Below are 15,176 nucleotides of genomic sequence, written 5' to 3'. Positions count from 1 at the left end.
AATGGCTAAAAAGATAGAAGATTTGCTAAATAATGATGCCTTTACAACTAGGCATATTGGTTCTTCAAGTGAGCAAAAAAAGAAGATGCTCGATTATCTTGGTTTTGAGAACTTAGATAAGTTAATAGATGCCATTGTGCCAGATGTTATTCGCCGTAAAAGCCCAATGAAAATTGCTAAGGGCAAGTCAGAATTGGCTGCTCTTAAAGAGTTAAGAAATTTAGCTAGAATGAATATTCGTTATAAATCATTTATAGGTCAGGGCTATTACAATACAATTACACCCCCAGTAATTCAGCGTAATATTCAAGAAAATCCAGCTTGGTACACTGCTTACACGCCTTATCAGCCTGAAATATCTCAAGGTCGTTTAGAAGCATTAATGAATTTTCAAACAATGATTTCTGATCTAACTGGTATGGATTTAGCAAATGCATCAATGCTTGATGAGGCAACTGCTTGTGCAGAGGCAATGACATTGTGCCATAGAGTAAGCAAGTCTAAGAGTAATGTTTTTTTTGTAGCAAATGACTGTTTTTCTCAAAATATTCAAGTTATAAAAACTAGAGCGGAGCCATTAGATATTGAAGTTGTTGTTGGTGATCCATTTGTTGAATTAAAGGATCTAGATTGTTTTGGGGTGTTATTACAATATCCTAATACATATGGTGGCTATAGTGATTATTCAGATTTAATAGAATTAGTCCATGATAAAAAAGCTCTAGTTGCTGTCTCTGCAGATTTATTATCCTTAATGCTTTTAAAGCCACCTGGTGAAATGGGAGCAGACATTGTAGTTGGCAACTCGCAAAGATTTGGTGTTCCAATTGGATATGGAGGACCACATGCTGCTTTTATGTCTATTAATGAAAAGTATAAGAGGTCAATGCCTGGGAGAATAATAGGTGCCTCAATTGATACAAAGGGGAGATTGGCATATCGTCTTGCTTTGCAAACCCGTGAGCAGCATATTAGACGTGAAAAAGCGACAAGTAATATTTGTACAGCACAAGCACTTCTTGCAATAATGGCAAGCATGTATGCAGTTTATCACGGACCTGAAGGTCTTAAAAATATTGCAGGACGGGTTTTTCGATATGCATCTGTTTTTGCTGATGGTATAACTGAAATGGGATTCAAAATATCAAATGAATCTTTTTTTGATACATTAACAATTGAGGTTGAAAACTCTGATGCTATTGTAATGCAAGCTGAAAAAAATGGCTACAATATAAATGTATTTAGTAAAACACTTGTTTCAGTTTCTTTTGATGAACTTAGTACTCCTGAAGATATTGAGTTTTTATGGAAAATATTTAATAAAGAATCAGATCTTAATACGCAAAATATATTTGAGAAAAATAAGACAAAAATAAATAAGAATTTAAAAAGAAAATCAAGTTTTTTAACACATGAGGTTTTTAATACCTATCGATCAGAAACTAATATGATGAGATATATTCGTTATTTGGGAGATAAGGATATTGCACTTGATCGTTCTATGATCCCTCTAGGCTCGTGCACAATGAAGCTAAATGCAGCAGCAGAGTTGATACCTGTATCGTGGCCTGAATTTTCTCAAATACATCCAGCCGTTCCGATGAATCAAGTTATAGGTTATCAGCAAATGATTAGTGAGCTTGAAGAAATGCTATGCGAGGCAACTGGTTATTCAGCTATTTCATTGCAACCTAACTCAGGCGCACAGGGAGAGTATGCAGGTCTTATCGCAATCCGTGCATATCATAAAAGTAGAGGTGATGAAAACAGAAATATCTGTCTCATTCCTTCTTCAGCGCATGGAACTAATCCTGCTTCTGCTCAGATGGCAGGAATGGAAGTAGTAGTGATTGATAGTGCAGCCGATGGGAATATTGATATTGTGGATTTGAAATTAAAGGCGAAAGAATATGCTGATAATCTAGCGGCAATTATGATTACTTATCCATCAACTCATGGAGTATTTGAGAAGGATGTAAAAGAGGTCTGCGACATTATTCATAATGCGGGTGGACAAGTTTATATTGATGGGGCAAATATGAATGCTATGGTTGGAGTTTCAGCTCCAGGTGAATTTGGAGGAGACGTTTCACACCTTAATCTTCACAAAACTTTTGCTATTCCCCATGGCGGTGGAGGGCCAGGTGTTGGACCTATTGGTGTTAAAGAGCATTTGGTTCATTTTTTACCAACAACACCATTAAATAATACTGATGTTGGAAGTATTTCTGGTGCGCCTTGGGGTTCTGGCAGTATTCTCCCAATTAGTTGGATGTATATTGCAATGCTAGGAAAGAATGGGCTTTATGAAGCTACATGTAATGCAATCCTAAATGCAAACTATATTGCTAAGAGGTTAGAAGAGCATTACCCAATACTTTATAGTGATGAAAATGGTAGGATTGCTCATGAATGTATCATTGACATTCGACCAATCAAAGACTCAGTGGGCATAAGTGTGGATGATGTTGCAAAACGTTTAATTGATTATGGTTTTCATGCTCCTACCATGTCTTTTCCAGTAGCAGGAACCCTAATGATTGAGCCAACAGAGTCTGAATCCTTAGATGAGCTTGATCGATTTTGTGATGCAATGATACAAATTAGAAAAGAAATAATAAAGGTTGAATCTGGTGAGTATTCAACTGAAGATAATCCATTAATTAATTCGCCCCATACTCTAGAAATGGTAACATCTACTGCATGGGATTTTTCCTATAGTAGAGAAGATGCTGCGTACCCTTTGGAAAGTTTACGAAGAGTAAAGTATTGGCCACCGGTCTCTCGAGTTGATAATGTATATGGTGACAAGAATCTAATTTGTTCTTGTCCAAGTATTGAAGATTATAAATAAGTTCTTATGAAATCATTTTTGATTAGCGTTTTAGGAGATGACAAACCTGGCTTAGTTGATGGCTTGTCAGAAATCATTTTAGGCAATAATGGTGATTGGATTGAGAGCCGTATGTCTAGTTTTGAGGGAAAATTTGCAGGCATCTTAAAGGTAAATGTACCATCTAATAATGCTGCAAAATTGAAGAAAGAGTTAGTGTCTTCTTCTTTAGGCTTGCAGATAGCATGTGAAGAAACATCACCATCACAGCAAGGTGATTTTAAGAGTTATAACATCGAGCTCATAGGCCAAAATCATGTTGGTATTATCAATAAACTCACTCATGTTTTAGCAGATGAATTGCAATCAAATGTTGAAGAGTTAAAAACTGAAATCATTGATGCATCAATGTCAGGTGAGGAGCTTTTTAAAGCTCAGATCACTCTTCATTTGCCAATCACTATGGATGAAAATTTAGTTCGAGATAAGCTTGAGCAAATTGCGGACGAGATGATGGTTGAAATTTATTCCTATGAGAGTGATAACTAAATAAATATTACTAAAAGCTGATATATTTTTCTAGAAGCTACCATGAGCTATAAATGAATCATTTCTGTAGTTATCTTTTCCATACATAAAAGGTTCATTATTTGGAAGTCTTACTGATCCTCCAGCACATCTTAGAATAGCATCTCCTGCTGCAGTATCCCATTCCATTGTTGGACCAAATCGTGGATACACATCAGCCTCACCACAAGCAACTAAGCAAAATTTTAATGAAGAACCGATAGAGGTTGTTTGTTTTATATTATTATTTTTTAGCCATTTATTTGTTGCTTCATCTCTATGAGAAACACTTGCAACAGCTATAACACCTGTTTTTGGTAATTCTCTAATAGAGATAGGTCTAACCAAGTCATTAGAGTGTTCAAATGCTCCTGTTAAAGTTGAGGCAAAAAACATTCGATTAAGTGCCGGAGCATATACCACACCAAGAGTTGGAATGTTGTTTTCTATAAGTCCAATATTAACTGTAAAAGAACCAAGACCATCTTTTTTGAGGAATTCCCTAGTTCCATCTAGAGGGTCAATCAAAAAAAATTGATCAGTTGCAGTTAAATTATGACTAGTAAAATTTTCTTCAGAGATTATTGGTATTTTTGGTGCAATAACTTTAAGCTTATCAAGAATTACAACCTCTGCTGCTTGATCAGCAAGAGTAACTGGTGAACCATCCTCTTTAAAATTAACTTCTGTTGACTTGGCATAGATCTTCATTATTTTATCGCCAGCATCTCGAGCAGTTAATTGCAGATCTATCAATAATTTTGAATAGTCAATAGTTTGCATTTTTCTTTTTTTTGTAATAAAACTAAGTAATAATATTATGTTCTGGCCCAAAAGGGAATTTAGTAATATCATATGCACTGCCTTCAGTTATTACCATAATATCATGTTCTCTATAGCCTCCAGCCCCAGGTTGCCCATGAGGAATCATAATCATTGGTTCCATCGAGACCACCATATTTTTTTGAAGGACAGTATCTATATCCTCTCGTAACTCTACTCCAGCTTCTCTTCCATAATAGTGAGAAAGAACACCAAATGAATGTCCATAACCAAAAGTTCGACTTTCTAGTAAGCCATATTCTTCAAAAATTTTATTAAGCTCTAATGCAATTTCCTTGCAAGCAACACCAGGCCTAATTAGTTTCATTCCTTCTTCATGAACTTTAACATTAACTTCCCACAGTTTCAGAGAAGCATCATCAACATGGTCATAAAATAATGTTCTTTCGAGTGCAACATAATAACCTGCAATCATTGAAAAACAGTTAAGGCTAAGAATATCACCCTTTTGAACTTGCCTAGAAGTAACAGGGTTATGCGCACCATCAGTATTTATACCCGACTGAAACCAAGTCCAAGTATCCATCAACTCTGAATGTGGATAGCGTTTAGCGATTTCTCTAACCATAGCTTGAGTCGAGTGGAGGGCTACTTCATGTTCTGGAACACCTTCTTTCACTGCTTCAACAAGAGCTGCACCGCCAATATCGCATACATTTGCACCATTAATAATATGGGCTATTTCTTCATCTGATTTAATTGAACGCATTCTCATGCAGTCAACTGAAATATCAATAAATGCCGCATTATTAAAGGCATCTTGAAGTTTATCTAGACGCTCTTTAGTAATATGATCATATTCAATACCAATCTTGCTACTATTTTTTACTAACTGTTGAAGTGCATAAAAGAAGCTGTCTTTCTGCCAGTCTGTATAAACCAAGTTTTCACCAAAAGTTCGGCGCCATGGCTGCCCACCATCTATATTAGCAGTTACAGTTGTTACTTTATCTTGTGTAATAACCAATGCATATGGGCGACCAAATGAACAATATAGAAAGTCACTATAGTAATTAATGCCATGAATAGAAGTAAATATGACTGCATCAATATTACTACTAGCCATATGTTTTCTAAGGCTATCTTGCCTATTTTGGTATTCTTTATCACTAAAGGTATGAACTATATTGTCACCATTAGGTATTAGTTTTGTTCTTGGCATATTCATAGCGATTCCTTAATAAGTTAATGTTGCGGATGTTAGTCAATTTCTTTAAGTATAGCAAGCTTTTAAATCACCATATTAAATATAGATAAGTCGAATTAAAACAGATAGTAATAAATACTTTAGGCTTTAATTACTTTTTTTGAGAAGATTTTCACGAACAAACGTATACATGCCAGAAAGTACAATGATTGCTGCCCCAATTAACGTGAAGCTATCAGGCCTCTCTCCTAAGATAATAATTGCTAATAACATTGCAAATACGATTCTTGAATACCTGAATGGGGATATTACTGACATTTCTCCAATACGTGAAGAAATAACAAGTGAGTAATAAGCAAATACTCCAAAAGTTGATGCACCTATAAAATACATAATCTGATTTAATGATGGAATTACCATCGGCGAGTTAAATGGAATAATTAAGATGCCTGAGATTCCAAAAGCTATAAAGGCATACAAAGCAATTGTTACGGAAGGAAGATCAACCTTCATTGCTCGTGTTGATAAATCTCTTGCTGCTAAAAATACTGAACCAAGGAGTGCAAATATTGATGCAGGCATAAATCCTCCAAAGCCAGGACGTAAAATCAATAACACACCCATAAAACCAACAAATACTGCACTCCAACGCCTCCAACCTACTTTTTCTCTAAAAAATATTACTGCTCCAATAGTGACTAATAATGGCGTTATTTGAAGAATAGCTGAAGCTGATGATAGAGGTGTTAAGGCAATTGCTGTAACAAAAAAAACTGCCCCTAAAAGCTCACAGATTGTTCGCATTATTACATACTTATCTAGAAGATCTTTATGAATGATTGGAGCATTTTGAAATATAGCAATAATTAGAAAAACGATACTTCCAGTAAAGCCAAGAATCATTATTACTTCAGATATCGGGAAATAAGCTGAGAGCATTTTGATAAATAAATCTTCAAATGCAAAACCAGCCATAGCAAGAATCATGAATAAAATTCCCCTCAAGTTTTCCATGATTTTTTTAGATCCATTGGATTAAAGTTGAATTTTAACTGTAACTATGATTTTTAAATACTTATTTTAATAATAGATTTATTTGGTAGATTAAATGTTTCAACATGAGACCTAAAATAATGATTGACAGATATATATTTTAGGAACAAAATGCGGAAATAAATACATCTTTCTTTATGTATTTCGAGGGGTAGATATGCAGAATAAATACTTACTAGGCTTTATCCTAGTTGTTTTTAGTGGGGTTATTTGGAGTTTTGGTGCTCCACTTGTTCGTCTATTAGAAGATGCAGAGAGTTATAGACTTCAATATCTTCTTTATAGAGGGCTGATAATTACATTAGTAATACTTATCTATATTGCATTTAGAGAAGGTAAAGATTTTTTCAATACATTTAAGCGAATTGATTCTTGGAGCTTAGTTGGAAGTATAGTAATGTCATTTACTTTTTTTGGTTGGATTTATGCTTTAACAACAACAACTGTTGCCATAACTCTTCTGATGTTAGCCTTATCACCTGTTCTTTCGGCATTTTTAGGTTATTTAATTCTTGGTGAGAGATTAAGTCGTGTGACTTTCATCAATATGATAATTGTTGGAGCTGGAATAACAGTGATGGTTTGGGATGCTGAAAAATCAACTACATTATTAGGAGTTATATATGGTTTCTTTGTTGCTTTAGGTTTTGCAATATATACCATTACACTTAGAAAGAATCCTGAAATACCCAAATTATTGACACCTGCACTTGCTGGCTTTTTTTGCATGTTATGGGCAATAATATTAATTGTCATAAGTGGTAATAGTTTTGAAATGCCAACACTAAATATAGGTATTAGTATGATGCATGGTTTAGTAGTTGGACTTGGTTTATTACTGTATGGCTTAGGTGCAAAATATTTACCTAGCGGTGAACTTGTTATGCTATCTTTGTTAGAGGTTGTTTTAGGTATTTACTGGGCATGGCTACCAATTTTGGGTATCAATGAGGTCCCTAGTAGTAATACTTTAGTTGGTGGTTTTGCTATTATTTTAGCAATAATGCTGCAGGGATTCTATGCTAGAAAGAAACACATTATCCCAATGCCGTAAGTTCTTGGAATTTATTTGTTTTTGTTTTAAACCAAAGGTGTTGCACTGGGTATTTTTTATTGATAAAATTCTCAACCTTCGGTGTCTTTCAGTCTTGTTCAGAAGAAACAATATTTGTAATTAACAATTACAAGTAATTTTTATTGTAATTTGTTATATTTAACTAGTCTAATGCTACAATTGATTGTTTTAACAGTTTAAATTAAATGAATGAATTAGTTTTTCCTAATATTAATATTGAAAATCTTGATCGATGGGTTGGTGACTATTCTCCTCTTGAATGCGTTGAAATAAAAGATGAAACACATAATGTTAAGAGTTTTACTTTTAAATCAAAGAAAGATGCTTGGTTTCAGTTTTTGCCAGGCCAACATACTACTTTATTCTTGAATATAGATGGCAATGAAGTCATGAGAACTTATACGATTGCATCAAGTCCAACTCGACCCCATACAATTACAATTACTAATAAAAGAATGCAGGATGGAGTTGTCACAAACTGGATGCATGATAATTTAAAGATTGGTGATTGTGTTGATGCGCTTGATATTGGTGGTTCATTCAGTGTAGCTCTTGATCAGCCAAAATCTAAAATATTGCTTATGTCAGGGGGGAGTGGAATAACACCAATGCTTTCCATGACAAGATATTTTGTTGATCTTTCTTTAGATGTAGATATAGTTTTTATCCATAACGCACAATCACCCAACGATCTAATTTCTAAGGATGAGCTTGAGTTCTACCAACTAAATCAGTCAAATTTTAAAAGACATTTTATATGTGATGTTGGAGGTAATGATTGGGTTGGACCTAGCGGTTTTTTAAGTTCAGAAATGCTTTTAGAATTAGTACCTGATTTTAAAAATAGAGAGATATATTGTTGTGGGCCAGAACCATATATGCAAAATGTTAAAAAAATTCTGGGCTCCTATGAATTTGTTATGTCCTCATACCACCAAGAAAGCTTTGATATTGAGAGCTCAACTGCTCAGAATAATATGGCTATTGATATTGAATTGCCCGAGCATAATGTTACAGATACCAATATTAACGAATATAATGTGACCCTATCAAAGAGTGGTGAATCTTTAGTTTGTGGAAGTAATACCAATATATTGGTTTCAATTCAAAAGCAAGGCATTACAGTACCCTTTGCATGTTCAGCAGGTATGTGTGGAACCTGTCGTACAAAATTGATAGAAGGTACAGTAGAAATGGATTCACAAGGTGGGCTATTAAAGTCACATGAGGAAGAAGGTTTTATACTTACTTGTTGTTCTTATCCAACAAGTGATGTTGTTCTTGACTTATAATTTTATTGTTCAAGTTTAAATTATTATGCAAAAAAAATACTCCTGGTACTCGCTATTAAAAGCCGGCTTAAGTGGACAAGACTGGGCTCAAGCAATCCCTATGGTAGAGCCTAAGTCTAAGTATGATGTCATCATAATTGGAGGTGGTGGCCATGGTTTAGCAACTGCTTATTACCTGGCGAAAGAGTGTGGTATTACAAATGTTGCTGTTCTTGAAAAAGGCTACATAGGCGGGGGAAATACTGGAAGGAATACTACCATTATCCGCTCAAATTATCTGAGGGATGAGGCTTCCAGTCTTTATGAGCACTCTATGAGTCTATGGGAAGGGCTAAGTGAAGATTTAAATTTTAATGTTATGTTTAGTCAAAGAGGGGTCTACAATCTTGGCCATACTCTTCAAGATATGAGAGATATTGAGAGAAGAGTAAATGCAAACGTTCTTAATGGTGTTGATGCTGTAGTAGTTGACTCTAGGGAAATTAAAGAACAAATACCAATAATTAATACTTCAAGAAATGCAAGGTACCCAATTATGGGAGCTTCATTTCAGTCTCGTGCTGGAGTTGCACGTCATGATGGGGTTGCTTGGGGTTTCGCTAGAGCAGCTTCAATCCTTGGTGTTGATATTATTCAAAATTGCGAAGTAATAGATATTGAGGTTGAGTCAGGACGAGTAAAGGGAGTTAAAACGACAAAGGGTGATATTATTGCTGATCGAATTGGTTGTGTCAGTGCAGGACATTCTTCAGTAATAGCAAAAATGGCAGGTTTAAGACTTCCAGTTGAGAGCCATCCATTACAAGCTTTTGTCTCTGAAGCGATGAAACCAATTCTGCATACTGTTGTGATGTCTAATGCAGTCCATGGTTATGTCAGTCAGAGTGACAAAGGAGATTTGGTTATTGGTGCAGGAATTGATGGCTATAACTCCTATGCTCAAAGAGGAAGTGCCAAAATTGTAGAGCATTGTGCTGCTGCTATTTTAGAACTATTTCCAATATTTTCACGAGTTCGTATGAATAGGCAATGGGGAGGTATAGTTGATGTTTGTCCTGATGCTTGCCCTGTTATTAGTCCAACAAAGGTCGAAGGTCTTTATTTTAATTGTGGTTGGGGAACTGGAGGATTCAAGGCCACGCCAGGATCTGGCAATGTTTTTGCTCATACTATAGCACAGGATAAGCAACATGAATTGGCTATCCCTTTTCATATCAATCGCTTTACAAGTGGAGCACTTATTGATGAACATGGAGCTGCAGGCGTAGCTCATTAATTGTCTAATTAGGTAATATTATGTTTTTAATTGATTGTCCATATTGTAAAGAAGCGAGAGATCAAAACGAGTTTTCTCCAGCTGGTGAAGCTTTTATTGCTAGACCAAAGAATCCAGAACAATTGAGTGATGATGAGTGGGCTGATTATGTTTTTTATAGGACTAACCATAAGGGTGATCATTGGGAGCAATGGGTCCACACTAATGGTTGCCGAAAATATCTTTTAGTTAAGCGCTCAACAATTAGTCATGAGGTTATTAAAGTTGCAGCTTTTGGTGATGTTATGAGTGAGGACGAATTATGAGGTTAAAGAATCATAAAAGTCACCAAATAGACTATTCAGAACCTCTAACTTTTGTATTCGATAACAAAACCTATAAGGGCTTTAAGGGTGATACCTTGGCTTCAGCATTAATAGCAAATGACGTATTATTTTTTGCTAGAAGTTTTAAATATGGTCGTAAACGTGGTCTTATGGGTGCAGGTGTTGAAGAGCCTAATGCTCTTGTATCTTTGGAAATAGGAAGACGTTATACTCCAAACCTTAAGGCTACTGAAGTTCTGCTCTATAACGGTTTAAGTGCAATTAGCGCAAGCAATCCTCATGCATTAGATTTACGAGCTTTAATTAAGCCATTGCATCGTTTTATGCCTGTTGGTTTCTATTATAAAACTTTCATTAAGCAAAAAGTATGGGCAATGGTTGAGGGTAGTTTAAGAGCACTTGCAGGCTTTTCTAAATCACCTACAGAAGTTGATGAAGATGTTTATGATCATGTCTTCCAACACACTGAAGTACTTGTTATAGGAGGAGGTGTAGGTGGAATTGCCGCTGCATTAGAAGTACTTAAAAATTCTAAAGATCAACGTGTTATTCTAGTTGATGAGCGTAAAAATTTAGGTGGAGAGTTGTTTAATGAGTTTTCATCTGATGATTCTGCAGTCAAGTGGCATAATGAAGGCTTAGATGAGCTCTTAGCATTTAAAAATGAAGAAAATAGTCGTCTTACCCTTCTTACTCAGTCGACAGCATATGCTTGGTATGATCATAATTATATTGAAGTATTGCAGGCTAATACGAGTGGTGAGTCAATGATTTCAAGTGGAATTCAGTCTGCTAGAAAAATATTACATAAGATAAGAGCAAAGGAAGTTATCTTGGCAACAGGTGCACATGAGCGCCCTATGTTATTTGAAACAAATGACTTGGCAAATATTATGCTTAGTCAATCTGTTAGAAGGTACTTAAATGAGTATGGAGTAGTATCAGGGAAGAATGTTATTTTATATGGCAATAATGATAGTATTTATAGCACTGCAATAGATCTGAATAATCAAAAAATTAATTGTAGTGTTGTAGACGTCAGACCTTCTGGAAATGAGAGTGAAGTTGTCATAAATGCAAAAAATTCTGGAGTTAAAGTATTTCAAGGCTATGCAGTAATAAAAGCAAATGGAACAAATTTTGTTAAAGGAATTGAGATCTCTCAAGTTGAGATGAAAGCTAAGCCACCTAAGTGGGAATCAAACTGGAAACTTACTGGTATTATAAAAAAATTAAAATGTGATTTATTAGCAACATCTGGTGGCTTTAATCCTGTTGTTCATCTCGATTGCCATTGTGGTGCTAAAACTTTTTTTGATGAAGATGCTCAAGCTTTTCTACCTCAAAAAGAGCGAAATAATAGACAGATTTGTGGATCTGTTAATGGATTAGGAAAATGGCAAGATGTTGTTATTGATGCTAAAAATAAAGCTCAGTTAACTTTAAATTCACTTGGAATTATTGAAGAAGTAAATCACACAAAATTGAGTACAAATTACTTAAACTTTTTTAATGCTAGTAAATTTTTCATGCCGCGAGAAATTCTCAACAGGCCAAAAGTATTTATAGATATGCAGAATGATGTAACTACTTTAGACGTTGCCCTTGCTATTAAAGAAGGTTATCGCTCAATTGAGCATATTAAACGATACACTGCAATGGGTTTTGGAACTGATCAAGGTAAGACAGGTAATATAAATGGCATTGCTGTTGCTGCTGAATTTTTAGGAGTGCCAATGTCAGAAGTTGGGACTACGACATTTCGTCCCGCTTATACTGGAGTTGATTTCGGTGCCATGGCAGGAAGAGAGATTGGAGATTTCTTTGATCCTCAGAGGTTTACGACTATTCATGATTCTCATATTGAAAGTGGTGCAGAATTTGAATTAGTTGGGCAATGGTATCGTCCATGGTTTTACCCACAGGATGGTGAAAATATGGAGCAAGCTGTAAATAGGGAGTGCCTTGCTGTCAGAACTTCTATTGGGATGATGGATGCATCGACACTTGGAAAAATTGATGTTCAGGGAGCAGATGCAAGAGAGTTTTTGTCTAGAGTTTATACTAATGCATGGATGAAGCTTGCTCCTGGGAGTTGTAGATATGGCTTAATGTGTAATGAAAAAGGAATGGTTATTGATGATGGTGTGTCAACTTGCATCGATGATAATCATTTTATTATGACAACTACTACTGGTGGCGCTGCTAGTGTTTTTTCTACTTTAGAGATGTGGCTTCAAACGGAATGGAGTGAATTAGATGTTCATTTAAGTAGTGTTACAGATCAATACTCAACAGTTGCAGTAGTTGGCCCTAATGCGCGACATTTAATGAAACTATTGTGCCAAGATATTGACTTTGAGCGAGAGAATTTTAAATTTATGCAATGGAGGCCTGGAACAGTATCTGGAGTAAATGCCCGTATTATGAGGATAAGTTTTTCTGGTGAACTAGCATATGAAATCAATATAGAAGCTAACTATGGTCGTTATATATGGGACAAAGTTTTACTTGCAGGTAAACAATGGAATATAACACCTTATGGTACAGAGACTATGCATGTTCTTCGTGCTGAAAAAGGCTTTATTATTGTTGGTCAAGATACTGATGGATCGATGACTCCATCAGATGTTAATATGGATTGGATTCTAGCTAAAAATAAACCTTTTTCTTATATTGGTCAAAGATCTTTTAGCATCTCTGCACTTAATTCCAACGAAAGGCTGCAATTAGTTGGGCTTTTGACAAAGGATCAGCTTGTTGTTCTTCCAGAAGGTTCTCATATTATTAATAATAAGGGTAAATCTGTTGGTTATGTGACCTCTAGTTATTATAGCCCTATCCTTGGAAGGTCAATTGCATTGGCTCAACTGAAATCAGGATTGTCGCAAATTGGCCAAATAGTTTTAGTTAAGATTGTTCAAGAAAAACGGGGATTAAAAGAAATACCTTGCGAAGTTTCAAGAAGTGTTTTCTATGATATTGAAGGTGAAAAGGTGGATGGAAATGAGTAGCTTATTAGAAAATAGTCAAACTGAATTCAGATCAACTTTTCAGCCTCTTATCGATCAGGATGGATTTCTTATTAACCAAGATAATCTAGTTTGTCGAGAGATTAAAGATTTATCTTTAATGGTTTTAAGAATATCAAAAAATAATAATAAAAATACTAAAACCCTTAAGGATATTTTTAATGCAGAGCTGCCAAAAACTTTGTCTGTTAGTTCAAATAATAAAGGGGATTCCTTTCTATGGATTAGTCCAGATGAAATTTGGTTGCTCCACAATAGGGATAAGAAGGATAATTTTCTTAAAAAGTTTAAATCGCTTCCTAAAGGCATGTCAATGACAGATAGTTCTGGAGCTTATGGTATTCTTGAGTTAACAGGCAGTAATGTGGAAGCTTTATTGTCTAGATGGATGAGCTATGATTTAAATGGCTTATTGACAATAGGAAAAGTTGTGTCAACAACTTGTGGTCAGGCGCCAGTATGTGTTTATCGAAATAGTAATGGAAACATATTGATGATGGTTAGACACTCATTTTCACATTATGTTTCTGGGTTATTAAAAGATAGCGCGCAAAGAATATAAGGAAGAAGCCACATACAAATTAATTTATTATGAAAAAAGTTAGCTTTAAAAGTATGGAAAATGGGACTGCTGAGGAGTACGCCTTTCTAAATGGCCTTGAAAGTGAATTTAATTTAGAACTTCCTAGCCGCTTAATTGCTTCGCTTAGGGGTCTCAATTCAAGTTTTTCTGGTTATCAAATTAGTCGACTAGAGCATAGTTTACAAGGCGCTACAAGAGCTCACTATGCTGGTGAAGATTTGGAAATGGTAATTGCAATTTTATTTCACGATATTGGAGATGGCCTAGCTCCCTACTCCCATTCAGAAATGGCAGCTGCAATACTTCGACCTTTTGTATCAGAAAAAATTTATTGGATTGTAAAACATCATGGTATTTTTCAGATGTACTATTATGCCCATCATTCTGGTGGAGATAGAAATGCTAGAGAATTATTTATTGACAGTCCATGGTATCAAGATGCAATAAAATTCTGTCATGAATATGATCAGAATTGTTTTGATCCAAGTTACAAATCAAAGACCCTCGAATTTTTTGTTCCTATGATTAATGATTTTTTTTCAAGACCAAAGTTCAAGGAACCAGAAAAACTTGTATGATATCTTATGGATAAATTAACTTACTAAAAATGATTAATTTTTTACTTCAGCTTTTACCAAGACAAATACACTTAATTATTTTTATACTAGTTGGCTCTCTTCTTGGCTATGCCGCTTATAGTATGAAAATTTTGGGTTTAGAAGCTTGTACTCTCTGTATAACCCAACAATTCTTCTATTGTGTAATTGGCATTTCAGCTTTTATTGCCTTTCTAAATAACCCAAAGCCTTCATATAGTCGTTTTTATTCAGTATTTATTTCATTAGCTGCAGTTGCAGGAATATGGATTTCAGGTCGTCAAGTTTGGCTCCAGGGATTGCCTGAAGATGAGGTGCCATTATGTGGTCCACCACTTGAATACATCATTGATGTTTTTCCATTTGCTGATGTTCTTAATGCTTTATTTATGGGTGATGGGAACTGTGCTGAAATTCCTTGGAAGTTTCTAGGCCTTAGTATGGCGGGTTGGTCATTAATATGGTTTGTGGTAATTTTTATATTAAGCATTTTAGCTATTAGAAAGTCTAGCACAATTTCTTAAATCTAAAAAATTAGGACGATTTCCAAAAT

General features: G+C 35.1%; 13 protein-coding genes. 10 read left to right on the top strand and 3 right to left on the bottom strand.

What is annotated here, in order from left to right; genetic code table 11:
• Position 1 precedes the first annotated feature (1 nt).
• Together gcvP and CRN91_RS00810 are read left to right on the top strand one after the other, a co-directional pair.
• Entirely contained in the window at positions 2–2,854 is a 2,853-nt protein-coding gene (gcvP, locus tag CRN91_RS00815) for an aminomethyl-transferring glycine dehydrogenase (protein ID WP_114114567.1), read from the top strand.
• A gap of 6 nt (positions 2,855–2,860) precedes the next feature.
• Positions 2,861–3,382 carry a glycine cleavage system transcriptional repressor gene (locus CRN91_RS00810; protein WP_114114566.1) on the top strand — a complete coding sequence of 174 codons (522 nt, stop codon included), beginning with the start codon at positions 2,861–2,863 and terminating at the stop codon, positions 3,380–3,382.
• Positions 3,383–3,412: 30 nt separating this feature from the next.
• On the opposite strand, the gene cysQ is transcribed toward CRN91_RS00810, so the two are convergent.
• From cysQ to CRN91_RS00795, 3 genes are all read right to left on the bottom strand, one after another.
• Positions 3,413–4,183 (bottom strand): 3'(2'),5'-bisphosphate nucleotidase CysQ, encoded by a 771-nt coding sequence (gene cysQ, locus CRN91_RS00805; RefSeq protein WP_114116036.1) that lies wholly within the window; start codon positions 4,181–4,183, stop codon positions 3,413–3,415.
• 22 nt (positions 4,184–4,205) lie between these two features.
• Positions 4,206–5,411 (bottom strand): M24 family metallopeptidase, encoded by a 1,206-nt coding sequence (locus CRN91_RS00800; RefSeq protein WP_114114565.1) that lies wholly within the window; start codon positions 5,409–5,411, stop codon positions 4,206–4,208.
• 126 nt (positions 5,412–5,537) lie between these two features.
• A complete protein-coding gene (locus tag CRN91_RS00795) occupies positions 5,538–6,404 on the bottom strand; it encodes a DMT family transporter (protein WP_114114564.1) in 867 nt (288 codons plus the stop codon).
• A gap of 196 nt (positions 6,405–6,600) precedes the next feature.
• Here CRN91_RS00795 and CRN91_RS00790 point away from each other — a divergent pair, with 196 nt between their 5' ends.
• The 8 genes from CRN91_RS00790 (at position 6,601) to CRN91_RS00755 (ending at position 15,147) form a co-directional block, all read left to right on the top strand.
• The gene (locus CRN91_RS00790) at positions 6,601–7,497 is read left to right on the top strand and encodes a DMT family transporter (RefSeq protein ID WP_114114563.1); all 897 of its coding nucleotides are present in this window, start codon (positions 6,601–6,603) and stop codon (positions 7,495–7,497) included.
• Between the two features lie 206 nt (positions 7,498–7,703).
• Complete coding sequence (locus tag CRN91_RS00785) at positions 7,704–8,810, top strand: FAD-binding oxidoreductase (protein ID WP_114114562.1); 1,107 nt, start codon at positions 7,704–7,706, stop codon at positions 8,808–8,810.
• A 25-nt stretch (positions 8,811–8,835) separates the two neighbouring features.
• Positions 8,836–10,086 carry a sarcosine oxidase subunit beta family protein gene (locus CRN91_RS00780; RefSeq protein WP_114114561.1) on the top strand — a complete coding sequence of 417 codons (1,251 nt, stop codon included), beginning with the start codon at positions 8,836–8,838 and terminating at the stop codon, positions 10,084–10,086.
• Between the two features lie 20 nt (positions 10,087–10,106).
• On the top strand, positions 10,107–10,391 hold the full coding sequence (locus CRN91_RS00775) for a sarcosine oxidase subunit delta (protein ID WP_114114560.1): 285 nt from the start codon (positions 10,107–10,109) through the stop codon (positions 10,389–10,391).
• Complete coding sequence (locus tag CRN91_RS00770; protein WP_114114559.1) at positions 10,388–13,426, top strand: glycine cleavage T C-terminal barrel domain-containing protein; 3,039 nt, start codon at positions 10,388–10,390, stop codon at positions 13,424–13,426. Before CRN91_RS00775 ends, CRN91_RS00770 begins: the two co-directional genes overlap by 4 nt.
• The gene (locus tag CRN91_RS00765) at positions 13,419–14,006 is read left to right on the top strand and encodes a sarcosine oxidase subunit gamma (protein ID WP_254424948.1); all 588 of its coding nucleotides are present in this window, start codon (positions 13,419–13,421) and stop codon (positions 14,004–14,006) included. The genes CRN91_RS00770 and CRN91_RS00765 overlap by 8 nt, the downstream gene beginning before the upstream one ends.
• 29 nt (positions 14,007–14,035) lie before the next feature.
• Positions 14,036–14,605 carry an HD domain-containing protein gene (locus CRN91_RS00760; protein ID WP_114114557.1) on the top strand — a complete coding sequence of 190 codons (570 nt, stop codon included), beginning with the start codon at positions 14,036–14,038 and terminating at the stop codon, positions 14,603–14,605.
• A gap of 29 nt (positions 14,606–14,634) precedes the next feature.
• A complete protein-coding gene (locus CRN91_RS00755) occupies positions 14,635–15,147 on the top strand; it encodes a disulfide bond formation protein B (protein ID WP_114114556.1) in 513 nt (170 codons plus the stop codon).
• Positions 15,148–15,176: the final 29 nt, after the last annotated feature.

Origin of the sequence: Candidatus Thioglobus sp. NP1 (genome assembly GCF_003326015.1) — a bacterium.
GTDB lineage: Bacteria > Pseudomonadota > Gammaproteobacteria > PS1 > Pseudothioglobaceae > Pseudothioglobus > Pseudothioglobus singularis_A.
Note: the sequence above shows the minus strand (reverse complement) of the source record. Positions and strands in the feature narration are given on the sequence as shown.

Excerpts from the sequence above, each read along its gene's own strand:
- gcvP (WP_114114567.1), top strand. The coding sequence starts at position 2 with ATGGCTAAAAAGATAGAAGATTTGCTAAATAATGATGCCTTTACAACT.
- CRN91_RS00810 (WP_114114566.1), top strand. The coding sequence starts at position 2,861 with ATGAAATCATTTTTGATTAGCGTTTTAGGAGATGACAAACCTGGCTTA.
- cysQ (WP_114116036.1), bottom strand. The coding sequence starts at position 4,183 with ATGCAAACTATTGACTATTCAAAATTATTGATAGATCTGCAATTAACT.
- CRN91_RS00800 (WP_114114565.1), bottom strand. The coding sequence starts at position 5,411 with ATGAATATGCCAAGAACAAAACTAATACCTAATGGTGACAATATAGTT.
- CRN91_RS00795 (WP_114114564.1), bottom strand. The coding sequence starts at position 6,404 with ATGGAAAACTTGAGGGGAATTTTATTCATGATTCTTGCTATGGCTGGT.
- CRN91_RS00790 (WP_114114563.1), top strand. The coding sequence starts at position 6,601 with ATGCAGAATAAATACTTACTAGGCTTTATCCTAGTTGTTTTTAGTGGG.
- CRN91_RS00785 (WP_114114562.1), top strand. The coding sequence starts at position 7,704 with ATGAATGAATTAGTTTTTCCTAATATTAATATTGAAAATCTTGATCGA.
- CRN91_RS00780 (WP_114114561.1), top strand. The coding sequence starts at position 8,836 with ATGCAAAAAAAATACTCCTGGTACTCGCTATTAAAAGCCGGCTTAAGT.
- CRN91_RS00775 (WP_114114560.1), top strand. The coding sequence starts at position 10,107 with ATGTTTTTAATTGATTGTCCATATTGTAAAGAAGCGAGAGATCAAAAC.
- CRN91_RS00770 (WP_114114559.1), top strand. The coding sequence starts at position 10,388 with ATGAGGTTAAAGAATCATAAAAGTCACCAAATAGACTATTCAGAACCT.
- CRN91_RS00765 (WP_254424948.1), top strand. The coding sequence starts at position 13,419 with ATGAGTAGCTTATTAGAAAATAGTCAAACTGAATTCAGATCAACTTTT.
- CRN91_RS00760 (WP_114114557.1), top strand. The coding sequence starts at position 14,036 with ATGAAAAAAGTTAGCTTTAAAAGTATGGAAAATGGGACTGCTGAGGAG.
- CRN91_RS00755 (WP_114114556.1), top strand. The coding sequence starts at position 14,635 with ATGATTAATTTTTTACTTCAGCTTTTACCAAGACAAATACACTTAATT.